Consider the following 25853-nt stretch of genomic DNA (forward strand, 5'->3'; position numbering starts at 1 on the left):
AGTCGATCTTGAAGGGCTCGGACTTCTTCTTGTCCGCTTCTTTCTTCTCGGCGTCCTTGTCCGCATCCTTGTCGCCGGTTTTGGCTTCTTCCGGAGTGGTCGTCGCAGGCTTCGACTTAGTGTCGTCCTGCTTGGGCGCGGGTTGGCCGGGCGTGTGGAAGAGATCGCGGAGCTCGTCTTCCCGATACTTCGGCACATGCGGGGTGAGATCGACGCGCGCAATCTCGAAATTTTCGCTGCGCTGCGCGGTCTCGAAGAGCAGGTACTTGCCGTCAGGCGCCCAGGTGATATTGAAGGCGCTCTCGCCATTCGCAAGGAAGGACACGAAGCGGGCTTCGCCGCCTGCCGCCGGGACTACCTTGATGTTGCGGAAGGCATCGACGCCGACTGTGGTGAAAGCAATCCACTGGCTGTTGGCAGACCACTCGATGGTGGGCTCATCTATCAGGTCGTTCGCGATGACCTTGTCGTTCATCCCCTCGAGGGTAATGAGCCGCAGCTCGCGCTCGTTGCGGGTGTAGACGATGCTCTTGCCATCCGGCGACCAGCGCGGGTTTTCGTTCTCATCGGTGCCGGTGGTGAGAGCGCGCTCCTTATCGGTTTTGAAGTCGTACTCGAAGAGGTTGTGATGGCCTCCGCGCTCGGAGACATAGACGATGCGCGTGGAGTCGGCGGACCAATGCAGGTCGGACTCGCGATCCGGTGTAGAAGTGACGTGGAAGCCGTCGCCTCCGTCCTTCGAGGGAATGACGAAGACATCGCCGTGCGCGACGAGGGCCATCTTCTTGCCGTCGGGCGAGAGCGCCATCTCGTCGAAATTGTTCTCCGTGGTGTGACGAATATCCGGCGACGAGGGCACACCGCGCAGGGTGATGGGCACCTCGGCGGCCTTGCCGGAGGCGATGTCGTACTTCCAGATGGTGAGGTTGCGCTCGAAGACGATGGCCTTGCCGTCCACGCTGATGGAGGGATAGAGCACGCGGCCGTGTTCGAAGTGCGTGAGCTGCTTCGGCTCGCCGCCAAGGGTGAGCGACCACAGGTTCTCGGCGCCGCTCTTGTCGCTCATGAAGTAGAGCGTGTGGCCATCGTGCGACCACATCGGCCAGGCATGCTTGGCGTCCGCGGGCACGAGGACCTTCGCGGGCGTCGCGTCGGCGAGAGGTTTAAGCCAGAGCTCGGTCTCATCGATGTGCGCGTGTCCGTTGCGCCACCACTGCGTGAAGCTGATGCCCTTGGTGACAAGCGCGACATTCTCGCCGTCGGGCGAAGGCGCGCTCTCGAACTCGGAGAGATAACGCTCGCGGCTGACCTCGAGCGGCGTGCCGCCGCTGGCGCTCACGCGGAAGATGTCTGGCAGATGGCCCACGTCATCCGCGGACGAGGCGAAGTAAATCCACTTACCGTCGCGGGACCAGCCGTCGAGCTGATCGGGCGCGTCACTGAAGGTGAGGCGGCGCAGCTCGCCGGTGGCGAGGGTGAGGATGTAGATGTCGCCCGAGCCGGTGCGGGTGGAGATGAAGGCGAGCTGGCTGCCGTCGGGTGAATAGACGGGGCGCGACTCGGTCGCGGGATCGGTGACGAGCAGATGCGCCGTGCCGCCTTCGGCGGGCACAGTCCAGATATCGCCACCGGAAGCGAAGGCGATTTCCTTGCCATCCGGCGAAAGCGCAGGCTCTGCGAGCGAAGGGAGCGAGGCCGGTGCAGCGTAAGCGGTGAGGCATGCGGAGGCGAGGCAGAGCGAGGCAAAGACGCGGAGGCGGTGAGAAAGCGCAGTCATTGGAAGGGTCGGTTGCTCCGGTGGAAGGTATGGGAACGAGGATAAACGAGAGAAACGGAAAGGCGCAGAACTTTACAGCCGGGCTCCCCGGCGCGGGCATGAAAAGATGGAAGGTGATTCGGCGGGCAAGCCCTATGCCCGGATGCGTCTATTGCAGGAGACTGCCCGTCCAACGATGGCAACGCCCCAATCCGCTGTGGAGTGAAGTGTGATCAAGAAGAGAAATGCGAAGATGCGCGGCCTGTCGCGCTATGCCCCGCTGCTGCTGATGGCGCCGGGAATGCTGGTACTGCCAGGATGCGGACATCGCGCCCCGGTTCAGGTGGGACAGGGAGCGGACAGCTTTCTTTCAGCAGGCGCCGCGAAGACCGGCAATCCGCAGGTGGCGCGCTACACCGTGACGCCACAGTCATCCGCAGCGGTCACGGTGGAGTTCGGACCGACAACGGGCTACGGCCTGAAGACCTGGACCGTGCACGCGAAGGCGAATGAGCCGGTACCGATGCTGGTGGCAGGCATGCGCGGCGACAGCACCTATCACATGCGCGCCACGGTGCGCTTCGACGACGGCACGACGGTCAACGATGCGGATCAGAGCTTCGCCACCGGGCATTATGCCGAGCACCTGCGGCCGCAGGTCTCCGTCCAGAGCAACGGCTCGCCGCAGCGGGTTCCGCAACCGGGTGTGGAGCTGCTGAACCCCTCGATCGGATCAGACATCCAGGCCGCCGTCGTCGATCTCAAGGGCAACCTGCTGTGGGGCTACGAGTACAAGGACAGGCAGTCGACGGGCAAGGTGCAGTTCCATCGCTATGAGCAGTCGGCCGCGTACACGCTGAGAGGCTGGGGCTACTGGATCGAGAGGCACGTGGGGATACATCCCGCGGGCGAGCCGAAACTGTGGGATGCGAAGCTGTGGAAGGCTCCGCCGCCGATGCGCCGCTTTGCGACGATCATCAATCCGATCAAACCGCTGCCCAACGGCAACTTTCTGCTGGTCATCGGCCTCGCCTCGCATGCGCTCGTGGATACTCCGGATGGCACGCCGCCGCCGGGGACGCTGACCACACTGCGCGAAATCAACCTGGCGGGCGAGACGGTGTACGACCTGCCGGTCGCGGAGCTGAACCGGCGGCTCGCGAAGATCGGCTACAAGGGCCCGGAGATCGAGATGGTGCATCATGATGTGGAGGTGCTGCCGAACGGGCACATGATCGTGATCGCCAATGGGACGAAGCTCTATCCCCGGCTTGCCGGCAATCCGCGCCCGACGCGCGTGGTCGGCGATGTGCTGGTGGATCTCGATACGAACTTCCAGCCGACGTGGACGTGGAGCAGCTTCGATCATCTCGACATCAACCATCATCCGATGGACTTCCCCGACTGGACGCACACGAACGCGGTGGTCTACACGAAGGATGACGGCAACCTGCTGGTCTCGATGCGCTCGCAGCACTGGGTCATCAAGGTGGATTATCGTAACGGCCAGGGCACGGGCAACGTGATCTGGCGGCTGGGGCATGGCGGCGACTTCAAGCTGATCGGCGGCAACGATCCCCAGGACTGGCAGTATGGGCAGCATCAGCCGGCGATCTTCAGCACCGCGAACGCAGGCGTCTTCGACGTAGGCGTGATGGATAACGGCAACGAGCGCCTGCTGGCCGATGGCAAAGTCTGCGGCACGAAGGGCGCGGGCCCCTGCTACACCACGGTGCCGATCTATCGCATCGACGAGGCCGCGAAGACGGCGACGCTGGTCTTCCACGACGTCTTCCCGCCGAAGCAGTTTTCGGTATGGGGCGGCGGCATCAGCGCACTCGGCAACGGCGATGTGGAGATTGACCTGTGCTATCAGGGGATGGCGTCCAACGTGGTCGAGGTGACGCGCGAGGAGCATCCGCAGACGGTATGGGCACTGCATCTCGAGCACTCGAACTCTTACCGCTCGGAGCGGCTGCCTAGCCTTTATCCCGGCGTGCAGTGGGGCTCGGCAACGAATTGATCGCCTTCCTTATCCTCTCCCGTTGGTCTCGATTGAGGATAAGGAAGTCAGGGTGCGTAGGCTCACACTTCCCACCCAAGCGCAGCTTGGATGGGGCACCCTTATCCTTGCTATGTGAGAAAGACACAGATCCCTCCACTGCGCTCTCTCCGTTCGCTCCGGTCGGGATGACAGCATAAGCAAAGCGGCCCGCATCTCTCACGAGATGCGGGCCGCTTCTTTGCAGGGATACAACTTAGCGTGCAGTCGTGGCAGCCAGGGCTGCATTGCGGAAGGCAGCTTCGTGCTGCGTAGGCACGACGAGCAGCTCGCCCATGCGCCAAGTGTTCACGTAAGGCACCTTGCGGACGATCTTCCATTCGGCCGATCCACCGGCGGGCGGAGCGAATTCGACGATGACGGTGTTATCGACATCGTTGAGGACGACGTTACCGTTCGGCAGGCGCGTGCAGTCCTGAATCCAGCCGCCATCGTAGGAAATGACGCCCGTCCGCTTGAGGTCGTCGTCGAGCAGGATCAACTCCTTGCCGAGGCTGTTCGCGAGGATCCAGCCACCGGGGATTTTCTCCAGGCTGTGTGCGCGGGCCAGGCCATCCACCACGATTTCGCCCTTCTGCTGCGAGGGCGGCAGGCTGCGGTCGATCTGAACGATGGTGCCCTGGTGGAAGAGCATCGCCAGCACGTAGCGCTCATTCTCCGGATCGCGGATGGTGGCGCAGTTGACGTGCGTGCTCTGGAACTTCGTGTGGTAATAGCGGTCGCGATGCTCGCCACCGCGTCCGCTCTCACGACGCTCGCCGGAGGGCGTCACGTCGTAGCCGTGCTCAGCGGCCCACCACTCCCAGATCACATTGCCTTCGAGGTCGACTTCGACGACGAGGTCGGTGCCGCAGGAGGCGGCGAGCAGGCCGCGCTTGGTGCGCTCGAGGCTGTGCAGATCGTTGAAGTACGGGTGCGAGATGCGCTGCAGCAGCTTGCCCGGCTCGTGATCGATATCGATGCGAAAAAGATTGCCGGCTTCGAAGTCGTTCATATAGAGAATGCCGTCGGCGAAGCAGAAGCCTGCAGGATTGCCGAGAAGGTTACCCCAATCCGACTGCCAGATGATCTCCTGCGTGTCCCAATCGTAGACAACGAAGGTGCCGGGATAGTCGGATGTGGCGTCCATGTTGGGCCCGAGCTGGTCTGCAGGAAGGAAGCGATATTCCTCCTTCGTCCAGGTGAGAGGCGCCGGTGGTGCGCTCGCTGTGACCGGAATCGCGTTGGCTAGTTTCTGGCCGGGGACTGCGGGCAGTCCACCTTCCAGCTTCCAGCGCGCGCGAAGGCGGGCATTCTGCGTCGTGTATACAGATGCGGCTAAAAGCATGGAATCAGGCTACAGGATGGAGGTGCCTCGCGGGGCATCGCGATGGGCAAAAAGATTGGCTTCAGCCTATTGACCAGAGGTGCAACTTTTCCTGAAAAAAATGCGTCTCCGCCTATGGCGGAACATGCGCCTTTGCAGCTCCGGCGCCATCCAAGTAAGACGTGCATTCATTGATCGATCTTCACAGCCATACTGATTTTTCGGACGGAACACTCTCCCCGCGGGCGCTGGTGCGCCATGCGGCAGAGAGAGGCGTGTCCCTGCTCGCCATCACGGACCATGACACGGTGGATGCGTTCTCCGAGGCTCTTCCAGCGGATCAGGCGCTTTCTCCCGGCGAAACGCTGACCCTGCTCTGCGGTGTCGAGCTGAGCACACATGCCGAACCGAGCGAGCGCTCGGTTCACCTGCTGGCGTATTTTCCCGATCTGCCTCCGCAGGGCTTTCGCGAATGGCTGCTGGCCCTGCAGGAAGGGCGGCGCGCGCGCAATGTGGAGTTGCTGGAGAAGCTGCGCTCGCTGGGTCTGGACCTGACGTGGGAGGAAGTGCAGAGCCTGGCACAGCGCCAGATCGGGCGGCCGCACTTTGCGCAGGCTCTGCTCAGGCGCGGATACGTGAGCTCGCTGCGCGAGGCTTTCGACCGCTATCTCGGCGAGGGCTCGGCAGCATGGGTGGAGCGCGATGAACCATCGCTGGCCGAAGCGCTCGCACGAGTGAAGGAAGCAGGCGGCCTCAGCTCGCTGGCGCATCCGGTGCGCATCACCCGCAATACGCACGAGCTCGAAACATTTATCGCCGATCATGCGGCATTGGGCCTGGATGCGGTGGAGTGCTTTCATCCTGAAGTGTCACCGGAGCTCAGCGAGCAGTTGATCCGGATCGTGGCGCAGCTCGGACTGGGGATGACGGGAGGATCGGATTTCCACGGCGCAAACAAGCCCGGCATTGCGCTGGGCACAGGCAAGGACGATGCATTGCGCGTACCGGAAGCCGTGGGCACATGGATCGTGCAACAGCTGAGCGGCAGGCGGACAAACCAAGAGGCGCGATGTTCAAGCGCACACAGCACGAAGCAGGAGTAGTGATTGATGTATGTGAATCAGCAGGACGAACGCGACGAGCACCGGAAGAATGAAGAGCGGCGACTGGCCTTTCTCAACGAGGCCTCAAGCCTGCCTTCTCTGCAACTCTCAGACGAGACGATGGTGTGGTTCGAACTGCTGGCGAGCGGCGCACTGGCGCCACTCGATCGCTTCATGAGCAGCGCGGACGTTGCAAGTGTGCAGCAGACGATGCACCTGACAGACGGCGCGTTCTTTCCTGTCCCGGTCGTGCTGCCACTGATCGATGCAAGCCTCTGTGCTCCGGGCCAGAGGCTTGCGCTGCGCAGCAGGCAGAACCACCTGCTGGCGCTCCTCACCGTCAATGAGATCTTCGAGTACGAAACGCCGGAACGCAGTGGATGGGCTCTGAGCGGCCCGATGGACGTGCTGCGGACGCCGCCTGCCCTGCTCTTTCCTCACCTGCGCGAGACGCCGGCAAAGCTACGATCCCGGCTCGCTGCCCGGGGTGGCGGTCTGGTACTCGCTGCAGACGGCTGGAATCCGTTGGACGAGGCGCAGACCTCGTGGCTCCGCCAGCGCGCTGCGGAAAACGGTGAACTGCTGCTGGTCAACCTGATGACGACGCACGAGCGGCTGGATGACTTCGAGCTCTTCCAGTGGCTGCGCCTGTGCGAAACGCACTGCGAGGAGACACTGGGACCGCGTGCGCTCCTGAATGTGACCGGGATGCCGAAGCTGGCCTCCGGCGCGCGATGTCTGCTCCTGCGGGCACTGATTCACCGCAATTATGGGGCAGAAAGCTATCTGCTCGCGGCTGACGCCATGACGGAATTCACGCGTGAGGACTTCTCGGCGTGGGAGACAGGCATCGCCGCGCTGGGCATCGAAGCTGTATCTCCTATGGTTCCCCGAAGCAGCTCTGCGTCAAGACAGCGTCTCCTTGCCGCCCTGCACCCGCATGAGCAGGAAGCGGGCTTCTGCCTGTGGTTCACGGGACTGCCGGGCGCGGGCAAATCCACCATCGCCGAGCAGGTGGTGGTGCGGTTGATGGAGAACAATCGCCGGGTGACGCTACTCGATGGCGACGTCGTTCGGACGCACCTCTCAAAGGGACTCGGCTTCTCTCGCGAAGACCGCGATACCAATGTTCAGCGCATCGGTTTTGTCGCGTCGGAGATCGTCCGCCACAGGGGCGTGGCCGTCTGCGCGGCGGTAAGCCCCTATCGCGAATCGCGGGACCGTGTGCGCGAGATGATGAAGCCCAGCGCCTTCGTGGAAGTATTCGTAAACACGCCGGTATCGGTGTGCGAGCAGCGGGATGTGAAGGGCTTCTACACCAAGGCCCGCAAGGGCGCGATGCACTCCTTCACCGGCGTGGACGATCCGTACGAAGCGCCGGAGCGCGCGGAGATTGTACTCGAGACGAAGAACGCGACACCCGCAGAGGAAGCGGAACGCGTGATGCAGTACCTGATCTCGCACGGGCTGCTGGACATGGCGGAGATCGAAGAAGATGAAGATACGGCCGCCAGGCATGCGCGGCTCGCGAGCCAGCCCAGCTAGCTATAACGGCATGTTCGTTTGCGCTCGGGTCATTGCCGTAAACGCGATTCCAAACTTGTCATTCCGATCAAAGCGACTGCAAGCAGCGTAGTGGAGGAACCTGCAGTGAGGTTGCCTGCTCCGGAAAGCCCTCGATCTACGGGCGAAACAGCAGGTTCCTCCACTGCGCGAGACGGAACTGCCGTCTCGCTCCGGTCGGAATGACAGACTTCCTTTTGAAAATCCGTTCGAGAGCAGGCGCTTAAGGACATGCCGATGCGGCTCAAGCTTCCGCCTCGGGACAGCTTCGAGGTTTCGCTTGAGCGTGGCCTTGTTTGTCCCCTACCCGTGAGAGGCAACTAGTCCCACGTCTCAGAATCGAGACGTGGGGGCACCCTATATATATGTAACTACCAGTGGTGAAAATAGCCGTCGCGTTCGAGCAGCGTCACGTCGACCCCGAAGAGCTCGCGGAGGTGCTCCGAGGTGAGCAATTCCTGCTTGGTTCCGTCGGCGAAGATGCGGCCGTCGCGCATCATGATGACGCGGTTCATCTCCGGCAGTATGTCGGCGAGATGGTGGGTGACCATGATGACTCCGGTTCCCTGCTGCACGACGAGGCGCAGCGCCTCACGGAGCTCGCGCTGCGCGGAGATGTCGAGCGCGTTGGAAGGCTCGTCGAGCAGCAGCGTGCCGGGATCATGCACCAGCGCACGGGCGATCATGATGCGGCGCTGCTGGCCTGCGGACATCTCACCGACCAGCTTGTCGCGGAGATAGCCCGCGCCCATGCGGTCGAGCGCTTCCTCTGCCTTGGTCCACATCTCAGGCAGCACCGTGAGATTGGGCCAGAGCGAAGACGCGGAGAAGAATCCTGCGACGACAGCCTCGAGACCCGGGGTCGTGAGAGTGCGCTCACCGGGCAGATGCGCTTCGACCACGCCGAGATGCTTTCGCATCTGCGAGACATCCCAGCGGACGCGGCCGAGCAGCTCGACCTTCGAATCCGGCGCGGCGATGGGATAGCACTCGCGCGTAATGGTCTTGATGAGCGTGGATTTTCCGCAACCGTTGGGCCCGAGGATGGCGACGTGCTCGCCCTCGTGGATGGTGAGGCTCACATCGTGCAGGACTACATTTTCACCGCGCGCCACGTTGACGTGCTGCATCTCGAGAAACATCGAAGTCTTCAACCGCCTGTCCTTTCCTTCCTGTGCTGACCTGCGCCGGACGAGACGCAGTGCTGTCTAAAAGCTTATCGACCGCAGCGGTCTTTAGCTCTCCTTTAGAGTTGATAAAGTAAAACCAGACCATGATTCAAACATCGCTCGTCCCCACCGGCGCGATACCGGGCGGGTTTCGTTTTTCCGCGGTGACTGCAGGGCTCAAGCCGAGCGGCAAGCCGGACTTCGCCGTCGCCATCGCAGATGAGGCCGCAAGCGCGGCTGCCATGTTTACCGGCAACAAAGTGAAGGCCGCGCCTCTGGTGATCGGCTCCCGGCACCTGGAGCGCAGCGGTGGACACGTGCGCGTAGTCGCCGTGAATGCAGGCAACGCCAACTGCGCTACCGGAGAAGCCGGACTGCGCGCTGCCGAAGCTGTCTGCGCGGAAGCGGCGAAGCGATTCGGCGCGGAAGGACACGAAGTATTTCCTTCGTCGACCGGCATCATCGGCGTGCCGCTGCCCTACGAGAAGCTGATCGCGGCGCTGCCCGTGGTGGAGAACTCGCTGGCGGCAACACCGGAAGCCTTCTCGGCCTTCGCCACGGCGATCCTGACGACCGATACGCGGCCGAAGGTGGCACACGCGACAATCCAGGTGGGCGGACGCGAGGTGCGCATTCTGGGCGCAGCTAAAGGCGCAGGCATGATCCATCCGCAGCTGGTGCCGCACGCGACGATGCTGGTGTACATATTCACCGATGCCGCCGTTGAGCCCGCCGTGCTGAAGTCGATGCTGGAAGGCTCGGTGGAGCTGAGCTTCAATCGCATCTCGATCGATGGCGATACTTCTACGAACGATACGGTGTTGCTGCTGGCTTCGGGCAAGAGCGGCGCGCACGTGGAGGAACATCATGAGGGCTTCCGCTCGGCGCTGCGTGAGATTTGCACCTCACTCGCCAAGCAGATTGTGGACGACGGCGAGGGTGTAACGCACGTCGTCGAATTGCAGATCAACGGCGCGGCCAGCGATGCCGACGCACTGCGCGTAGCCAAGGCCATTGCCCATTCTCCTTTGAACAAGACCGCATGGGCAGGCAGCGATCCGAACTGGGGCCGCCTGATGGCCGCTGCCGGCTACTCCGGCGCGGAGTTGGACCCGGCCCGTGTCAACATCTGGCTGGGCGAGCAAAAGATCTGCGAAAACGGCGGCCGTGTTGCCGATTTCGATAAGGGCCGCGCACATCAGTACCTCACGCAGAGAAATGTGACTATCCGCATGGATCTTGGCGTTGGCTCGGGCAGCTGCGTCTTCTGGACCACGGATCTGACCACGGAGTACGTCCACATCAACGCGGATTATTCCACCTAGAACCGCGGCGCGAAAGTGCACCATAATGTGTGCAGGTTGCTAAACCCCGCATGAACGCTGCACTTTCGCGCCATTTTCCCCGGTCTTGCACAGGCTTTTTCACATTTCTGTTGAAATCCTTTCGCCCTCACGTGGGAAAGTTCCTGCTTGCCAGCCAAAAGAGTTCCGCTACAATCGCACAGACGAAGGACCCGCTACCTCTCCATGTCATCTTCCAAGCAGGCATCCGCCGCGGCTATGGCCGGCAAGAACGGCCACTCACTGATCAGCAACGAAAAGTTCCGGGCGCTGTATGACGCACTGCTCCAGGGCCAGCTTCTGCATGCGCAGCTGCGGGCGCAGGGACGCATGAGCGACTCTCTGCATCGCGAAGCAGGACCGGCTGCGCTGGTTCTCGATCTGCGCGCAGAGGATACGCTGCTGATGCCCACGCCGCTGCACTTTGCGCATCGCGTGAAGGGCGCGGGACTGGAAGCTCTGCTGGCTGAGAAGCAGGAATTGCGGATCGGCCTGGAAGAGCGCCTTGCCGAGGCGGTACGCGCAGCGGTGCTGCATCGTGTGCGCAAAGACAATGGCGTGGTCGTGGTGTTCTTCGAGCTGGGCGAAACAGAGAGCCTCGCGCACTTCGACGCGCTGTTCTCGGCCGCGATCGGCGGCAAGCTGCCGATCCTCTTCGTTCTCGAAAGCCCGAACGGCTTCACGGACTCTGCCGCTTTCCACGAAGCGCACCGCGAGATGGCCTATATCACCGCCGACGCGCATGATCTTGTGGCGGTCTACCGGGTGGCCCAGGAGTCGATCGTGCGGGTGCGTGAGTCGGCGACACCGGCGCTGATCGAACTGGTGACCGTGGAGGGGATCTCCGACCCCGCGGAGAAGTTCCACGGCTACCTGCAGCGCAAGGGACTACCGGCCAGCCGATGGAAGGCGAACGCAGAGAGAAGATTCGAGAAGGAGTGGGAGGCGGCTTGTCTTCCCGGTGTCGATCCTCTAGCCTGATGGCAGGCTGATCACTACCTTCAGACTTCTTTGTTGTGAACGTACCGGATACCCCCAGCCTCCCGAGGTGTGATTGAGAGCATTTTTGTCATCTGGCCTGCTTCTTGTGCTGGGTACTTCCCTTATTTCCGCGGGCGCACAGACCGCTGATCCCGGCAGTCAGACCGCATCTGCTCCAGCACCACAGGGCATTCCCGCGAATTACCGTCCGGCGATGCCTGTGACCTACGTCAGTTCATTGGGGTCCACCTATGTCCCGATGGACAGCTGGGTGTATCCCGCGCTGGATCGTCTGCACGGCATGGGCTATCTCGATACCGCATTCCTGGGCATGCGCCCATGGACGCGTCTGAGCATCCTGCACATGCTCGAAGAGACGAGCCCCAAGATCGATGCGCACCCTGATGATCAGCAGGCGCTGGAGATATTCCTCGAGCTGCGCAAGGAGTTCGATCCGGATGGCGAAGCAGGCAACGCACAACGTGCGGCGCATGCGGAACTCGACACCGTGTACAGCAACCTGCGCGGGATCACCGGAACACCCCTGCGGGACAGCTTCAACCTGGGTCAAACGGTCATCAACGACTACGGCCGTCCGTACCAGGAGGGCTTCAATAACTACAGCGGCTTCAGCGGCCGCGCCGAGGCCGGACGCTTCACGCTCTACTTCCGCGGCGAGTATCAGCATTCTCCGAGCGCTGCCGGCTACTCGCAGGCTCTGGCTGACCGTCTTGCGAATGATGCTGGCATTCCATACTCCACGTATCCTCTACAGGACACCATCCCTCTAGGGCCGATCGCGGAGCAGAATCCCTTCCGCGTGATGGAGGCTTCGCTCTCCTATCACCTGCTTGGACATGAGATTTCCTTCGGCAAGAACGACCAGTGGCTTAGCCCTGCCGACGGTGGCGCGATGTCCTGGAGCACGAACGCCGAAAATATCTACACCTTCGAGATCAACCGTGTTGAGCCCTTGCGTATCCCAGGCATCTCGCGGCTGACGGGGCCTTTCCGCTACGAATTTTTCATTGGCAGCCTGAAGGGCCACACCGATCCCAACGATCCGTGGACCCACATGGAAAAGATCAGCTTCAAGCCGACAAAGAATCTGGAGTTCGGCTTTGAGCGCACGGTGATCTGGGGCGGCGAGGGGCATGAACCGATCACGCTTCACACCTTCCTGAAGAGCTTTTTCAGCGTGCAGAACGTGACCTATGCGGAGAAGACGTCACGCGACGATCCGGGAGCGCGTTTCGGCAGCTTCGACTTCAACTATCGTCTGCCTTTTGTGCGCAACTGGCTTACTCTTTATTCCGACTCGGAAGCACATGACGACGTGAGTCCGATCAGCGCACCGCGCCGTTCGGGTCTGCGTCCCGGTCTCTATCTCTCGCACACGCCGGGACTGCCGCAGCTCGACATCCGCGTGGAAGCGGCCGATACGATGCCGGTCAGCGATGCAAATTCGCCGGGCAATTTCCTTTACAACGAAGATATCCAGCGTCAGGGCACGACAAATAAAGGCTTCCTGTTCAGCGACTGGATCGGGCGCGGCGCCAAGGGCGGCCAAGCATGGGTGACGTATCATCTTTCGCCAAACGAGAACATCCAGTTCGCTTATCGCAATGCGAAGGCGGATCAACTGTTCATCCCCGGCGGCACCACGCAGAATCTCTACACGGTTTCGGCGGTGAAGCGGGTACTGAAGGACATTGAAATTCGCGGATCGGTGCAGCAGGAAGAATGGAAGGCGCCGATTTACAAGACCGGCCAGCAGAGCGATACGCTGATCTCCGGCCAGATCACCTGGTATCCCAAGGAAGAGAAGAAATTCTAGCTCTGCCCTTAGCGGCAAAACACAAAGCCCTCGCCTGAGCGAGGGCTTTCTTGTTTCAGCGATGAGACGATCGGATCGCGACCAACAGGAGCGGAGGCCGAAGGCGATCTGCCCTGCGCTCAGCCGTTATCCGATCTTCTGGCGAAGGTCCGAGCCGGTCATCTCGATGGGCTCGTTCAGCGCGAGCATACCGAGCACCGTCGGCGAGATATCGCGCAGCGAGCCATCGGGGCGCAGCGAATACTGGTTCGCATCCTCGGCTACGTAGATGAATGGCACCGGGTTCGTGGTGTGCGCGGTGTGCGGACCGCCGGTGACCGGGTCCACCATCATCTCGGCGTTGCCGTGGTCGGCGGTGATGAGCATGGAGCCACCGTACTGCTTGAGCGCGCGATAGATCTCGCCCAGGCATGCATCGACGGTTTCGACCCCCTTGATCGTCGGCTCGAGCTTGCCGGAGTGGCCGACCATATCCGCATTCGCGAAGTTGACGACCAGTAGCTCAAAGGTGCGATCCTGCACGGCCTTCACCACGCCCTCGGCGATGCCGGCAGCCGACATCTCGGGCAGAAGATCGTAAGTCGCAACCTTCTTCGACGGAATGAGCAGACGGTCTTCCCCGGGGAACGGCGTTTCGATGCCGCCGTTGAAGAAGTAGGTGACGTGCGCGTACTTCTCGGTCTCGGCGATGCGGAGGTTGCGCATCTGCGCCTTCGACATCAGGTTCGCGAGCAGATTGTCCATCGACTCGGGAAGGATGATGAGCGGCAGCGTGTAGTTCTTGTCGTACTGCGTCATGCAGAGGTAGTGCAGGTCCTTGGGAACCTCGCTGCGCGGGATGACGGTGTCCAGCTCTTCCGCCTTGGCGAGATCGAGACCGCCCTTCTTCGTCAGGCCGCTGTTGCGGGTGAGGACGCGGGTGATCTGGCGGGCGCGGTCGGCGCGGTAGTTGAACATGATGCAGACATCTTCATCGCGAAGCAGACCGTTCGGATGACCGTGCTCATCGGTGACGACGAAGGGGATGATGAACTCGTCGGTGATGCCGTTGTTGTAGAGCTCCTTCACGCGCGCGACAGGGTCGGCATACGCGCCGCCCTCGGCCTGGCCCTTGACCATCGCGTCGAAGGTGAGCTTTTCGCGCTCCCAGCGGAAGTCGCGGTCCATGGCGTAGTAGCGACCGGAGACCGTGGCGATCTTGCCGATCTGCAGCTCGCGCATCTTCTGCTCAAGGGCAGCGAGATAACCTGCGCCCGAGGTGGGCAGCGTGTCGCGGCCATCCATGAAGACGTGCACGTAGACCTTCTCAAGGCCAAGACGCTTTGCGGCTTCGAGCAGCGCATAGAGATGGCGCTGATGCGCATGCACGCCGCCGTCGGAGACGAGTCCGAGCAGATGCAGCGCGTGGCCGCCGGTCGCAGCCTTCTTCATCGCCTGCACGATGGCGGGGTCGGAGTAGAAGTCGCCGCTGGCGATCAGGGCATCGATGCGGGTGATGTCCATGCGGACGACGCGGCCCGCGCCGATATTGAGGTGACCGACCTCGCTGTTGCCCATCTGTCCATCGGGGAGGCCGACGAAGCGGTCGGAGGCGTGCAGCAGGGTGTTCGGAAACTCGGCGAGAAGCTTGTCGTAGGTAGGCTTGCGCGCCAGGGCGATAGCGTTGTTCTCCACCTGAGGACGGTAACCCCATCCATCGAGGATGGTCAGCACGATAGGCGTTTTACTGGTCGACACGCTTGCTCCTGAAAAAGCTTGGGCCGCATCGAGGCGGCCCGGGTTGAGTCTACTGCTGCGGCTTGGCAGCCGGGGTGGTGCTGGACGAACCATTCGCTGCGCCGGGCGCCGGCGTGGCGGGCTTCGGAGCATGCTCGGCCTGGTACTTCTTGGCCGCGGCCTGGAGTTCGTCCTTATGGCGCTGGAAGACTTCCTGCGCGGTCTTCTGTCCTACTTCCATACCGATGCGATCGCTCTGCAGCATGATCGCGGGCATCACGTGGATCATGTCTTTTCCGGCGGGCGTCTTGTAGAAGGCGATCACCGCGGCGGCATCGGTGGTGGAGATGTGCTGCTTGTAGAGCGCAATCACCGGGGTCTGAAGATCGACCTTCGCCAGCGACTGGACGAGATCATCGATGACGTCCTGGGGCGCGAACGGGATGTGCTGCTGGAAGTAAACGGTCATGCCCTTCACCAGCTGCTCCTGCATCTGCGAAGCGCCGGTGAGTTCCATCAGCTCGTGCGCCTGCGCGTCGGTGATGGGGTTGGCGGGAGGAGGGGGGACCTGCTGGGCGGTAGCTGCGGGGGGGGCAGGTTTTGCGGGAGTTGCTGCCGGGGTGGATGCCTGCTGCGCAAAGGCGGAAGCCACCAGGAGACAGCAACCGAACAGCGTGACTTGGCTGCGCATGTAGACTCCGGATCGTTGGGGTTGGGGGTAAGATGCGGCGCACGGAGGAACTGGCTCGTGCGCCGCAGGAACAGACTTACTCGCCGAAGTTGACGGCTTCGAGGCCGAGGAACTCTGCCGTCTGGCCGAGCTCTTCTTCGATGCGGAGAAGCTGGTTGTACTTGGCAATACGGTCGGTACGCGAGGCCGAGCCAGTCTTGATCTGGCCCACACCGGTGCCCACCGCGAGGTCGGCGATGAAGGTGTCCTCGGTCTCGCCGCTGCGGTGCGAGATGATCGAGGTGTAGCCGTAACGGCGCGCAAGCTGAATCGCTTCGAGCGTCTCGCTGATGGTGCCGATCTGGTTGACCTTGATCAGGATCGAGTTGGCGACGGCTTCGTCGATGCCGCGCTGCAGGCGCTCGGTATTGGTGACGAAGAGATCGTCGCCGACCAGCTGCACGCGGTCGCCGAGCAGCTCGGTGAGGTAGCGCCAGCCACCCCAGTCGTCCTCAGCCAGGCCGTCTTCGATCGAGACGATGGGATACTGCTGCGTCCAGCTCTGCCAGAACTGAGCCATCTCTTCGCTGGTGCGCTCGCTCTTGTCCGACTTCTTGAAGATGTACTTGCCGGTTTCCTTGTTGTAAAACTCGCTGGCCGCGGGATCGAGGGCGATGGCGATGTCCTCACCGGCCTTGTAGCCTGCGAGCTCGATCGCCTCGAGGATGACCTCGATGGCTTCCACGTTCGACTTGAGCGAGGGAGCGAAGCCGCCTTCGTCGCCGACCGCGGTGTTGTAGCCGCGCTTCTTCAGCACACCCTTCAGCGTGTGGAAGACCTCGGTGCCCCAGCGCAGCGCATCAGAGAAACGCTCGGCGCCGACCGGCATGACCATGAACTCCTGGAAGTCCACGTTGTTGTCCGCATGCGCGCCGCCGTTGAGGATGTTCATCATCGGGGTGGGCAGGACGGAGGCGTTCACGCCGCCGAGGTAGCGGTAGAGCGGAATGTCGAGAGCCTTGGCCGAAGCGCGGGCTACGGCCATCGAGACCGCGAGGATGGCGTTGGCGCCGAGCTTGCCCTTGTTGTCCGTACCGTCGAGGCCGAGCATGGTGGCGTCGATCAGGCGCTGGTTGGTCGCATCGAGGCCGGTGAGTTCGGGAGCGATGATGCTCTCGACGTTCTCGACCGCCTGCAGCACGCCCTTGCCGAGATAGTGCGACTTGTCGCCGTCACGAAGCTCCACCGCCTCATGCTCGCCGGTCGAAGCGCCGCTGGGCACCGCAGCGCGTCCCAGGGTGCCATCGGTCAGAACTACATCCGCTTCCACAGTCGGGTTACCGCGCGAATCGAGAATCTCGCGCGCATGAATGGCAGCAATCTCCGTCATGTCACTCCTTGAAATCTTGTGTTGTAAGCGGTCTTTGAGTTTGGGGCGGCGATCGACGAGGATGCTTTCACCAGACGCTCCGCTGATTGTGTCGATGAAGCTCGTCATAACTGTATCGAGACAGCCTTCCGCGCGAAAAAATATAGGGTTCCCTCGAGATTCTAACAAAGGCATCGTGAAAGCCCGATGCCGGACGGACCGCCGCGCGCCCCGGCGGAGCTCCCTCCAGCGCAGAGGCAGGGACGGTAACCTCTGTGGTACGCGCGCGATGCAGGCGGGCCGCATTTTATACCGCTTCGCAGCGCTCTCGGCTAGGCTGAAAGCATCCGGAATCAGGTGCGCCGCTTCGGCGGTCCTGGCTCGACCATGTTTCGCCACCTGCCGGAGAAGTGTTAGGACAACCTTCGCTGCTTTCCCGGGTTCAGGACAAGACGTCAGGCCTGCTCCCGATTGCTCTACTGGCACAGAGTTCTCTCCGATGAGTCAGAGGCTTTTGAGAACCGTTTCCCTCATACGAGGTATGGAATGAAAGATCTTCGGAACACATGCAAGCCTGGCCTGCTGCTGGCGGCCACCCTGGCGCTTTCCGCGCTCCCGGGCACGGCCATGGCGCAGCAGGCGACCACGCCTCAGCCCTCTTCGGACCAGTACCAGGGCGTTTCGCAGCCACCGCCGGACGACACCATCATGACGTCGCCCGATCAACCGGCGCCGGTCGCGAAGCCTTCGCCCGCGACCCCGGCTGCCGCTCCGGTCGCAACCGCTCCGGCTCAGCCCGCCTACGTCCCTCCCCCGCCCGCTCCTGCTCGCGCGGCTGCGTCCGCGAACGATGACAACTGGGGTATCGTCACCTCCGTTCCGCAGCAGGAAAGCACTCCGGCCTATGTCGAAGCTGCGCCTGTCGCTCCGGTGGGCGCGACGCTGCAGCGGCGTGATTCGAATGCCGGTATCGTGACGGCTGTTTCCACGCCCGCGAACGAGCTGGGAGAAGGCACAAATATCCGTGTTCGCCTCTCCGACCGTCTCTCGACCAAGGACACCGAAGCAGGCACCCCCTTCAAGGGCGAAGTCACGACGGCAGTCTTCAAGGACGGACGGGTCATCATCCCTCCGGGCTCGATCCTGAAGGGCCGCGTGGTCTCGGTGAAGCAGGGACACCATCTTTCGGGCTCCGCCACGATGCACCTGCGACCGGACGTGGTCATCCTGCCGGACGGCACCGCGTATCACCTCTACGCGCAGCTGGTCGGCTCCGAGGCGCGAGGAACGCGCACGGACGCTGAAGGCGGCGTGCAGCCGAGTTCGCACTGGAAGAAGGATTCGGTGGAATACGGTGTGGGTGCAGGAACCGGGGCTGTCGTCGGCGCACAGGTCGGTGGCCCTCCCGGCGCGCTGATCGGCGCTGGCGTGGGTGCAACGCTGGTAACTGCGCACCTGTTGATGAATCACCCCGAGGCTGCGACGCTGCCTGCCGGTTCGGTGGTGACCTTCAGCCTGAGCGAGCCGATGGAGCTTCTGCCGACGCGAAACTAGCCTCTCAGGTCATAACGCAAACAAAAGGGACGCCTTGAGGCGTCCCTTTTGTTTGCGCCAAACTCGTTTTCAAGCCCCGAGCACAGGCCGGGAGTAGAATTTCGTCGCCCGACGAAAGCACTCTCCAGGAGCCCCAGTATGTCCAGACCCAAGGCAATTCCCGAGGGATACCACTCGATCCAGCCGTATCTCATCTTCAAAGGCGCGGCTGAGGCCATCGATTTTTACAAGCGCGCCTTCGGAGTGACAGAGCGGCTGCGCATGCCGCGTCCTGACGGCGCCATCGCGCATGCGGAGCTGGAGTTCGGCGACTCCTGCGTCATGCTGGCCGATGAAGCGCCGGAGATAGGGGCGCTGAGTCCGTCGCATTTCGGCGGCTCGCCGGTGAGCCTGATGTTCTATGTGGACGACTGCGACGCGGTGTACAGGCAGGCGCTGGCGGCGGGAGCGACTTCGAACCGCGAGCCGACGGATCAGCCCTACGGCGACCGCATGGCCGGCGTAAAGGATCCCTTCGGCTACTCGTGGTATCTCGGCACGCACATCAAGGATTTGTCGAAGGAAGACCTCGAAGCTCTGAAGGTGTAGTGCCGGTGACCGTGCTTTCCCACGTCTCAGAATCGAGACGTGGCGCACCCGGGTTGTAAGAGTGAGTTTTACCATCCCGCCCAAGCGGAGCTTGGACGGGGCACCCTTATTCTCTTAGTGCACAGAGAACCGCAGGTTCCTCCGCTTCGCGAGACGAAACTACCGTCTCGCTTCGGTCGGAATGACAGTTCACCTGTGAAATAAGAAGACTGCGCTCAGCACGGGCGCGACCAGCGGGAACGGAGGCCGAAGGCAATCCGCCCTGCGCGCAGCAGCTAGTTCTGGCGTAGCTGGCCGAGCAGCCGCTTCCAGTTTTTCTGGTTGCGGCGCCAGGTCTTCTTGAGATCGTCGAGGATACGCTCGAAATCTCCATGGCCGTGCAGGCGGTTCCACGCGGGATTCTTCGCGAACCATGGGTAGTTTTCGTTGCCGAGATAGATCGCGCGGCGCAGCCAGTGCAGCGCTTCGCTCTCGTCTCCATCGACAGCGAAGTAGGTTGCGAGGCGGTAGGCCATCTCGCTGTCGGCCTCGGCCGCGGCCATCGAATCTTCCTCGATCAGCTTTGCGGCGCGATCCCGCTCCCCCACCATGGCATAGCACATGGCCAGCGTCGGGAAGGCCATGCGCATGCTTTCGTCATCGCGGATGACTTCTTCCAGCAGCTCGATGGCACCGCGCAGCTCGCCCTTGCGCATGCGCTGGTAGGCGACGGAGGTGCGCAGCAGCGGGTGCCTGGGCTCAAGCGTGAGGCCCTTGTCGAGCTCTTCCTGCGCCAGCTCCAGCTGGTTCTGATACTGATACACGCGCGCGCGGTGGTTGTAGATCATCGGCGCGTTTGAGGGGTTCAGACTCAGCGAGCGGTTGAATTGGTCGAGCGCCTCCTCGTACATGCCATCGAGCCGCAGCGTCATGCCGGCGACCATGTGCACGTTCCAGTCATTGGCCGCGGACTGGAGAAGGTTTTCGATGCCGTGACGCGCCGACTCTTTTTCGCCGCGCGAGAGCAGCATGTAGACGCGATAGAGATTCGCCTCGACGGAGCCGGGATCGATCTCGAGAGCGCGGTCGAAGGCGCGGCGCGCGGCCATCACGTGGAGTCGCCCGCCGAAGCCGTGACGCACATATTGCAGGTGCGTGATGCCGAGGCCGGTAAAGGCCGGAGCGAAGTCATTATCGCGTTCGGTAACGCTCTCGAAGAGCTCACGGGCGCGGTCGAGATCGACCTTGCTGCCGGTGCGCTGCATGAAGGACGAGAGCATGGCGCGAGCCTGCAGATACTCTTCCGAGAGATCTTCTGCCAATGGCTGCGCGCGCGGGCCGGTGCGTTCCGTGGTCTGGCTCAGCTGACCGATGCCCTGGAGCGAGCCGAAGACTTCATTGCAGATCTCCGTCTGCACGGCGATCAGATCAAAGGACGGCACGCTGATGGCGCCACCGGCGCGAACGCTTTCTCCCGGCACGTTGAGCAGCTGCCAGTTGAGATCGAAGCCTTGATCGGAGCGGAAGAAGTTGCCGGTGAGCACCCATTCCACGAGCAGCTTGTGCCCGATAGCGAGCGGGTCCATCTGCGAAGCCGGCAGGTGCATCAGCGCGCTCGAAGGGCGCACAACCAGCGAGGACATGCGCGCCAGGCGCGCGGCAATGGCATCGGCCAGAGCGTATCCGTAGAGCGGTGCAACCTGCGCGGGGCCGAAGTTCTGGAAAGGAAGAACGAGGATGGTGTTCTCCTTTTCCTTCGGATCGGCAGACTCGCGGAATCGCTCGGCGAGCATCGAAAGCAGGCCTGTGGCTCGCTTTTCGGCCTCGGCGGTCGAGGGCGGAAGGTTCGCCGCTGCGTCGCCGGGAATGATGCCGGTTTCGATCTGCAGCGCCTTCATGATGGTCTTGAGGCCTTCGCGCACTTCCGCCGCGCTGACATAACGCTCGGCGGGGATCTTCTGCAGGCAGCGCAGGATCAGCGAGCTCAGCTCGGAGGGAGCGTCGAGCGGCGCGGGATCCGCAAACTGGATGGCGCGAATGCTCTGAAATTCGTCGCCATCCGGACGTGCGAAGGGATGGCGGCCGCTGGCCAGCTCATAGAGGAGCACGCCGAGAGCCCAGAGGTCGCTCTGGACGCTGCTGTGGCCAGTGACAAACTGCTCCGGCGCCATGTACGCGATGGTGCCACCCCGCGCGGTATAGGTGGCCGCGATGGGACCCGGCTTGCGGCGCGAGGGCTTGGCAGGATCGAACTCCGCCTCTTCGGGGTTCAACCGGCGAGCGAGGCCGAAGTCGAGGATCTTGGCCAAGCCGCCGTCGGTCAGCATGACGTTGGCGGGCTTGAGATCGCGATGGAAGATGCCGAGCGAGTGCGCGGCCGAGAGACCGTCCGCGACCTGGATGCCGACCGAGAGCACGAGCTGGAGACTCGAGGGGCCGCGGGCAATCAGCTTATCCAGCGACTGGCCGGGCACATACTGCATGACGATGAAGGCTTCTTCGCCCTGTTCGCCGACTTCATAGATCGCGCAGACGTTCGGGTGCTCGATGGCGGAGGCCATGCGGGCCTCGCGGAGCACGGTGGTGCGCATCTGCTCGACGGTAAGAGAGCCCCGCTTGAGGACCTTGAGCACAACTGGCCGCATCAGGAGGGTGTCGGTGGCCAGGTAAACAACGCCGCTGCCGCCGGCGCCGATGCGCCGCTCCAGCTGGTAGTGCTCGATCATCCGATTTTTCATGCTTCTTCCAGTGTATCGGCTGGGGCATAAAGGACTTGCAGCTGTAGGCAGCGGACGGTGGAAAAGAATCGGGGAAGGGTGCCGATCCGGGTTCCGGCTGTTTCTGCTGTAGCTTCGGAGATTATGCTGGCTGAGATGCCGCGGTGCTTTCCTTCCCTTACCTGCTTCCTGGCCACCGGCCTTTTCCTGACTTTGCCCATCGCTCCGGTGCTCCGGGCCCAAAATACTGCGAATCCGGATGCGCTGGTAGCCGCACATGACTGGCCAGGACTTGAGGAAGCGCTTGCGTCATCCGATGGCAAAGCTTCGGGCGCAGGCTTCTATCGCGGCCTGCTGCTCGAGCACGCGGGCCAGTTCGAAGCGAGCCGGTCTGCCCTGACGCCACTGCTGCCGGAGCTGGCAAAGGGTCAGGATCGTGACCGCGAGGCACTGGCGCGGCTGGCGCTGGCTGAAGATGCCGCACGGCTCTTCGACTACAAGGAAGCCGGCGCGGAGTTCGCCGGGGCTCAGCAGTGCTGCTCGGCGGCGATGACCAGCGCGGAACGAACGCAGGCGGAAACGGGAGCAGCGGCGTATACGCTTCTGGCGGCATCCCCGGCAATGACGCTCGATAAGGCGGCAGGCTTCAACGTGCCTCTGGACCGGAGCGCAAGCGGACTGCGCGAGCTGATGGTCTATGTCGATGGCAGGCCAAGCCGGTGGCTCTTCGCCCCGGCAGCCCCGTTTGCGATGCTGTCCCGCGCACAGGGCAAGGTCATCGGCCTGAAGCCTTTGGGGGCGGTAACGGCAGCCGGGATTGACGGCAAGCTTGTGCAGGCGGAAATCGCGCTCATTCCCCAGCTGCGCTTCGGCGGCGTGCTGCTCCGCAATGTTCCGGTGCTGCTGTGCGATGAAGCGGCGCTGCCTGAGGGAGTCGAGGGTCTGCTGCCGCTTCCGGTGCTGGCGATGCTGGGCACGGTGACGGCAACCGATGACGATCATCTGAACGTGCGACCGGAGGGGCTTCCGGCCGAGAGCGCAGCACTCTTTACGGATGACGGACGCCTGCTGGCGGCGACGACGGATGGGCTGCTCTTCGCGATCGATCCGCTGAAGCTCGATTCGGCACTAAGCCCACGGCTGCGGCCGGCGGCTGGAGCGAAGGTGGGAAATCTGGCGCTGGGCTTTGGAGCAGCGCAGGCGGCCTTCCAGCGGTTGGCGATCGGCGACGGTGACGAACCGGCGCCGTTCGCGGGAACCCTGGGCGATGATGCCCTCGATCAGCTGGCAGGATATTCGTTCGACTTCAGAAGCATGCGCTTTGCGGTGCAGACGCACCCGCAGTAGCGGCAGGAACTAGCCGCGCGATTTCAGCTCGCTGAGGACGTGGAAGAAGAGCGGGACATTGCGCTGCAGACCGGCATAGCTGGCGAGCCAGCCGTCTTTCTCGGAGACGCAGGCCAGCGCCGCTCCACCGGTCAGGCCGTCCACAGCGTTCAACGGGGTCGCCTCGATGCACTTCGCGGAGCCGGGCGAATTCACCGGAACGCTCAGGTGAAAGTTTGCAGCAGGATGGGAATCGCGGAAGAGCTGTTCCCATTGCGCCGCCTGCTGGTCCAGAGTCGCAGCGGCGGTAGTAGTGCTGGCACCGTTGTGCGTTTCTGGGATCGGTCCAGGGAGCAGCAGGTTGACGTAGATCAACTCGGGGCCCCGCGCCTCGATGTTCAATGTCTTCGGCGGCTTTTCGAGCGTGATGCCCTGCGGATTCGCCGGAAAATCTTCTTTCATCAGGCTGAGATCGGCGGTCCATCCCCACGGGACGGTCACGCGGAGACCGCGATATTCGACCGCCTGCCCGTGCATGAGGTGCCAGCCAAAGGACATCAGCACCGGGGCGTAGTAAATCGCCGCAAGCACCACCGGAATGCAGATAAGCAGGAAGATCCGCCCGGCGCGGGGAAATTTAGGCGCCATGGTGCGGTCGAGTTCGCTGAGAGCCGGAGATTGAGCCTGCATTGCGGTCTGCATTCGGAGTCACTGCCCGCACTGATTTTTGCATGTCTTCGGGATATGAAAATGGCCAAAATGTGGCATAGAGAGCATGCCTGCCCTGGGAAGGGACAGATGCATCCTATTTTCACCAAAGGAGAACGAATGCGGACAGACGCCCCCTATACACCCAAGACGTGCGCACACCAGAGCTGTCGCTGCCTGGTCGAGGAGGGCAAGCTTTACTGCGGGCCGTGGTGCGAGGGAGCCAAGCGGCACATCGAGGCGGTGGTCTGCGAGTGCGGCCATCCTGCCTGCCAGGACACGATGACCGAACTCGAGTAGCTGTGGACAAGCAAGAGCGGTACACTTGAGTACGCAAAGGTACACAAGGAGCCGCCATGGACACCCTCAAGGTCGGTATGCGGGAATTCCGCGATAAGCTCGCCACTTACCTTCTTGAATCCGAATCACCAGTCGCCATCACTCGTCACGGCGATACCGTCGGCTATTTCATTCCGACCCGCCGCAAACGTTCCGATGCCGACAAGGCCGCGCTACAGGAAGCGGCTGCACGCTGGCAGGCAGTTCTGGACGCGGAAGGTATCTCCGACGACGCCATTCTGGCAGAGTTCAAGCAATGGCGGAAAAACCGCGCACGATGAATGCGCCAGGGCGCATCGTGCTGGATGCAAACATCCTGCTGCGTGCCGTCTTTGGGGTGCGTGTGCGCAGCCTGCTCGAGACATATGAAGAGTCGGTCCTCTTCTACGCGCCAGATGTCTGCTTTCACGACGCCGAAAGATACATCCCGGCAATCTCCACCAAACGCCGCATTGACCCCGCTCCGGGACTCGCTGTTCTGCGGCAGCTCACCTCTCTGGTCGGGGTTGTGGATGAAAGCCTGTATATAGGCTATGAAGCCGCCGCAAAAGCGAGGATCGGCCATCGCGATATGGATGACTGGCCGATCGTCGCCTCTGCCCTGCTGTTGTGTTGCCCTGTATGGACGGAAGATCAGGACTTCCTGGGTAGCGGTCTCTCGACCTGGACTACGCAAACGGTAGAACTGTTCCTGAAAGATAGAGAAGTTTAGTGGCCGTGGCCGCGGCCCTGGTTCAGCGGCCGCGAGGTACCTTCCACCGGCTCGGCCTGCTGGTGCGCATCCGCGCGGCGGCCGAGCAGGAACATGGTGAGACCGAAGACCAGCATTACCACGCCCCAGATCAGGTTGATATCCAGGCCGGCCGAACGGTCGTAGATGGATGAGCCGCGGGTAATGACGCCGAAAACGGTCAGGATGGCGCCGACGATGCTAAACATCAGGCCCATGGGGATTCGGAGATCGAGATTCATCGTAAGTGTCCTCGTTTCCCTTTCGGTCTATTTAAAGATGAGGTTGAGCGCGACCAGCATCGCGATGAGGCCGACGGCGATGACCTTGGGACGCGCATACCAGGCCATGTGGTGTTCCACCGGCTTGGGCGTGAGCGAGTAGACGAGGCCGACCAGCTGCGACTCCGGATGCGGCTTCGTGACCAGGCTGATGAGCGCGGTGAGCACGAAGTTGGTCGAGAAGGCCCAGATGGCGGTCCAGAAGTTCTGCGCCATTTCGCTCGGGTAGAGATGCGTGACGGTGATCCAGCCGCCGTGGATGCCGGGATGGGCATCGGCGGGCAGCGTGAGGCCGTGGTGCAGAATCGCAGCGACCGTGCCGCTGACCAGCCCGATGAAGGCCGCGTGGCCGGTGGTCCGTTTCCAGAACATGCCCAGCAGGAAGGTCGCGAACAGGGGCGCATTCACAAAGGAGAAGACCAGCTGCAGCGTGTCCATGATGTTGTTGAAGCCCATCGCAGCGTAGGCCGTCATCATCGAGAGCAATATGCCTCCGACGGTCGCCCAGCGCCCCATCTTCAGGTAGTGCGCATCGCTCGCGTTCTTCTTGATGTAGGACTGGTAGAGATCGTAGGTCCAGACGGTGTTGAAGGCCGTGACATTGCCGGCCATGCCGGACATGAAGCTGGCCAGCAGCGCGGTAAGACCGAGGCCGAGGATACCCGTCGGGAAGTAATGCAGCAGCATGTTCGGGATGGCGAGATCGTAGTCGAGCAGTGCGTTGCCGTGCTCGTCATACATCACCTTGCCGCTCAC

The 25853-nt window shown here is 62.4% G+C and carries 22 protein-coding genes; 12 read left to right on the forward strand and 10 right to left on the reverse strand.

Annotation, left to right across the window (positions count from 1 at the left end; translation table 11 throughout):
* On the reverse strand, nucleotides 1-1777 hold a 1777-nt coding region (locus tag QM649_RS17855; protein ID WP_415200429.1), incomplete at its 3' end, for an LpqB family beta-propeller domain-containing protein.
* A gap of 208 nt (nucleotides 1778-1985) precedes the next feature.
* On the opposite strand from QM649_RS17855, the gene QM649_RS17860 reads away from it, so the two are divergent.
* Nucleotides 1986-3779: an aryl-sulfate sulfotransferase gene (locus tag QM649_RS17860; RefSeq protein ID WP_415200430.1), complete on the forward strand. Its 1794-nt coding sequence runs from the start codon at nucleotides 1986-1988 to the stop codon at nucleotides 3777-3779.
* 235 nt (nucleotides 3780-4014) lie between these two features.
* Here QM649_RS17860 and QM649_RS17865 read toward each other — a convergent pair whose 3' ends face one another.
* Nucleotides 4015-5145 (reverse strand): hypothetical protein, encoded by a 1131-nt coding sequence (locus QM649_RS17865; protein ID WP_415200431.1) that lies wholly within the window; start codon nucleotides 5143-5145, stop codon nucleotides 4015-4017.
* A gap of 161 nt (nucleotides 5146-5306) precedes the next feature.
* Between QM649_RS17865 and QM649_RS17870 the strand changes: the two genes are divergently transcribed.
* A complete protein-coding gene (locus tag QM649_RS17870; RefSeq protein WP_415200432.1) occupies nucleotides 5307-6227 on the forward strand; it encodes a PHP domain-containing protein in 921 nt (306 codons plus the stop codon).
* Nucleotides 6228-6233: 6 nt separating this feature from the next.
* Nucleotides 6234-7772 carry an adenylyl-sulfate kinase gene (cysC, locus tag QM649_RS17875; protein WP_415200433.1) on the forward strand — a complete coding sequence of 513 codons (1539 nt, stop codon included), beginning with the start codon at nucleotides 6234-6236 and terminating at the stop codon, nucleotides 7770-7772.
* A 389-nt stretch (nucleotides 7773-8161) separates the two neighbouring features.
* Here the strand turns inward: cysC and QM649_RS17880 are convergent, their stop codons facing one another.
* Nucleotides 8162-8944, reverse strand: coding sequence for an ABC transporter ATP-binding protein (locus QM649_RS17880; protein ID WP_415200434.1), 783 nt, complete (start codon nucleotides 8942-8944; stop codon nucleotides 8162-8164).
* A 119-nt stretch (nucleotides 8945-9063) separates the two neighbouring features.
* Between QM649_RS17880 and argJ the strand changes: the two genes are divergently transcribed.
* The 3 genes from argJ (at nucleotide 9064) to QM649_RS17895 (ending at nucleotide 13120) form a co-directional block, all read left to right on the forward strand.
* Entirely contained in the window at nucleotides 9064-10284 is a 1221-nt protein-coding gene (gene argJ / locus QM649_RS17885) for a bifunctional glutamate N-acetyltransferase/amino-acid acetyltransferase ArgJ (protein WP_415200435.1), read from the forward strand.
* A gap of 204 nt (nucleotides 10285-10488) precedes the next feature.
* Complete coding sequence (locus QM649_RS17890) at nucleotides 10489-11283, forward strand: hypothetical protein (RefSeq protein ID WP_415200436.1); 795 nt, start codon at nucleotides 10489-10491, stop codon at nucleotides 11281-11283.
* Nucleotides 11284-11368: 85 nt separating this feature from the next.
* The gene (locus QM649_RS17895; protein ID WP_415200437.1) at nucleotides 11369-13120 is read left to right on the forward strand and encodes a capsule assembly Wzi family protein; all 1752 of its coding nucleotides are present in this window, start codon (nucleotides 11369-11371) and stop codon (nucleotides 13118-13120) included.
* Between the two features lie 126 nt (nucleotides 13121-13246).
* Here QM649_RS17895 and gpmI read toward each other — a convergent pair whose 3' ends face one another.
* The 3 genes from gpmI to eno all read right to left on the reverse strand — a co-directional run bounded on the left by gpmI (nucleotide 13247) and on the right by eno (nucleotide 16896).
* Complete coding sequence (gene gpmI / locus QM649_RS17900) at nucleotides 13247-14857, reverse strand: 2,3-bisphosphoglycerate-independent phosphoglycerate mutase (protein WP_415200438.1); 1611 nt, start codon at nucleotides 14855-14857, stop codon at nucleotides 13247-13249.
* Between the two features lie 49 nt (nucleotides 14858-14906).
* Nucleotides 14907-15527 carry a DUF2059 domain-containing protein gene (locus tag QM649_RS17905; RefSeq protein WP_415200439.1) on the reverse strand — a complete coding sequence of 207 codons (621 nt, stop codon included), beginning with the start codon at nucleotides 15525-15527 and terminating at the stop codon, nucleotides 14907-14909.
* Nucleotides 15528-15603: 76 nt separating this feature from the next.
* Nucleotides 15604-16896 carry a phosphopyruvate hydratase gene (gene eno, locus QM649_RS17910; RefSeq protein ID WP_415200440.1) on the reverse strand — a complete coding sequence of 431 codons (1293 nt, stop codon included), beginning with the start codon at nucleotides 16894-16896 and terminating at the stop codon, nucleotides 15604-15606.
* 525 nt (nucleotides 16897-17421) lie between these two features.
* Here eno and QM649_RS17915 point away from each other — a divergent pair.
* Nucleotides 17422-18429, forward strand: a complete 1008-nt coding sequence (locus tag QM649_RS17915; protein WP_415200441.1) for a hypothetical protein — start codon at nucleotides 17422-17424, stop codon at nucleotides 18427-18429.
* A 138-nt stretch (nucleotides 18430-18567) separates the two neighbouring features.
* Nucleotides 18568-19017, forward strand: coding sequence for a VOC family protein (locus tag QM649_RS17920; RefSeq protein ID WP_415200442.1), 450 nt, complete (start codon nucleotides 18568-18570; stop codon nucleotides 19015-19017).
* Between the two features lie 275 nt (nucleotides 19018-19292).
* On the opposite strand, the gene QM649_RS17925 is transcribed toward QM649_RS17920, so the two are convergent.
* Entirely contained in the window at nucleotides 19293-21734 is a 2442-nt protein-coding gene (locus QM649_RS17925) for a protein kinase domain-containing protein (RefSeq protein WP_415200443.1), read from the reverse strand.
* Nucleotides 21735-21869: 135 nt separating this feature from the next.
* On the opposite strand from QM649_RS17925, the gene QM649_RS17930 reads away from it, so the two are divergent.
* Complete coding sequence (locus QM649_RS17930; protein WP_415200444.1) at nucleotides 21870-23060, forward strand: hypothetical protein; 1191 nt, start codon at nucleotides 21870-21872, stop codon at nucleotides 23058-23060.
* A 9-nt stretch (nucleotides 23061-23069) separates the two neighbouring features.
* Here the strand turns inward: QM649_RS17930 and QM649_RS17935 are convergent, their stop codons facing one another.
* Nucleotides 23070-23741 carry a hypothetical protein gene (locus QM649_RS17935; protein ID WP_415200445.1) on the reverse strand — a complete coding sequence of 224 codons (672 nt, stop codon included), beginning with the start codon at nucleotides 23739-23741 and terminating at the stop codon, nucleotides 23070-23072.
* Nucleotides 23742-23867: 126 nt separating this feature from the next.
* Here QM649_RS17935 and QM649_RS17940 point away from each other — a divergent pair, with 126 nt between their 5' ends.
* From QM649_RS17940 to QM649_RS17950, 3 genes are read left to right on the forward strand one after another with little or no spacing between them, the layout of a single operon-like run.
* Nucleotides 23868-24047 (forward strand): hypothetical protein, encoded by a 180-nt coding sequence (locus tag QM649_RS17940; RefSeq protein ID WP_415200446.1) that lies wholly within the window; start codon nucleotides 23868-23870, stop codon nucleotides 24045-24047.
* 56 nt (nucleotides 24048-24103) lie between these two features.
* Nucleotides 24104-24367, forward strand: coding sequence for a prevent-host-death protein (locus QM649_RS17945; RefSeq protein ID WP_415200447.1), 264 nt, complete (start codon nucleotides 24104-24106; stop codon nucleotides 24365-24367).
* Nucleotides 24343-24798, forward strand: a complete 456-nt coding sequence (locus tag QM649_RS17950; protein ID WP_415200448.1) for a PIN domain-containing protein — start codon at nucleotides 24343-24345, stop codon at nucleotides 24796-24798. The genes QM649_RS17945 and QM649_RS17950 overlap by 25 nt, the downstream gene beginning before the upstream one ends.
* Here QM649_RS17950 and QM649_RS17955 read toward each other — a convergent pair.
* Both QM649_RS17955 and QM649_RS17960 read right to left on the reverse strand, forming a co-directional pair.
* Nucleotides 24795-25058: a hypothetical protein gene (locus tag QM649_RS17955; protein WP_415200449.1), complete on the reverse strand. Its 264-nt coding sequence runs from the start codon at nucleotides 25056-25058 to the stop codon at nucleotides 24795-24797. The genes QM649_RS17950 and QM649_RS17955 overlap by 4 nt on opposite strands.
* Nucleotides 25059-25085: 27 nt before the next feature.
* Nucleotides 25086-25853, reverse strand: a 768-nt coding sequence (locus tag QM649_RS17960) for a sodium:solute symporter family transporter (protein ID WP_415200450.1), incomplete at its 5' end; no start/stop codon positions are given.

The organism is Silvibacterium sp. (assembly GCF_047605705.1).
Lineage (GTDB): Bacteria > Acidobacteriota > Terriglobia > Terriglobales > Acidobacteriaceae > Silvibacterium.

Excerpts from the sequence above, each read along its gene's own strand:
- QM649_RS17920 (WP_415200442.1), top strand. The coding sequence starts at position 18,568 with ATGTCCAGACCCAAGGCAATTCCCGAGGGATACCACTCGATCCAGCCG.
- QM649_RS17945 (WP_415200447.1), top strand. The coding sequence starts at position 24,104 with ATGGACACCCTCAAGGTCGGTATGCGGGAATTCCGCGATAAGCTCGCC.
- QM649_RS17930 (WP_415200444.1), top strand. The coding sequence starts at position 21,870 with ATGCCGCGGTGCTTTCCTTCCCTTACCTGCTTCCTGGCCACCGGCCTT.
- QM649_RS17935 (WP_415200445.1), bottom strand. The coding sequence starts at position 23,741 with ATGCAGACCGCAATGCAGGCTCAATCTCCGGCTCTCAGCGAACTCGAC.
- cysC (WP_415200433.1), top strand. The coding sequence starts at position 6,234 with ATGTATGTGAATCAGCAGGACGAACGCGACGAGCACCGGAAGAATGAA.
- QM649_RS17955 (WP_415200449.1), bottom strand. The coding sequence starts at position 25,058 with ATGAATCTCGATCTCCGAATCCCCATGGGCCTGATGTTTAGCATCGTC.
- QM649_RS17950 (WP_415200448.1), top strand. The coding sequence starts at position 24,343 with ATGGCGGAAAAACCGCGCACGATGAATGCGCCAGGGCGCATCGTGCTG.
- QM649_RS17915 (WP_415200441.1), top strand. The coding sequence starts at position 17,422 with ATGAAAGATCTTCGGAACACATGCAAGCCTGGCCTGCTGCTGGCGGCC.
- QM649_RS17940 (WP_415200446.1), top strand. The coding sequence starts at position 23,868 with ATGCGGACAGACGCCCCCTATACACCCAAGACGTGCGCACACCAGAGC.
- argJ (WP_415200435.1), top strand. The coding sequence starts at position 9,064 with ATGATTCAAACATCGCTCGTCCCCACCGGCGCGATACCGGGCGGGTTT.
- QM649_RS17890 (WP_415200436.1), top strand. The coding sequence starts at position 10,489 with ATGTCATCTTCCAAGCAGGCATCCGCCGCGGCTATGGCCGGCAAGAAC.
- QM649_RS17865 (WP_415200431.1), bottom strand. The coding sequence starts at position 5,145 with ATGCTTTTAGCCGCATCTGTATACACGACGCAGAATGCCCGCCTTCGC.
- QM649_RS17925 (WP_415200443.1), bottom strand. The coding sequence starts at position 21,734 with ATGAAAAATCGGATGATCGAGCACTACCAGCTGGAGCGGCGCATCGGC.
- eno (WP_415200440.1), bottom strand. The coding sequence starts at position 16,896 with ATGACGGAGATTGCTGCCATTCATGCGCGCGAGATTCTCGATTCGCGC.
- QM649_RS17905 (WP_415200439.1), bottom strand. The coding sequence starts at position 15,527 with ATGCGCAGCCAAGTCACGCTGTTCGGTTGCTGTCTCCTGGTGGCTTCC.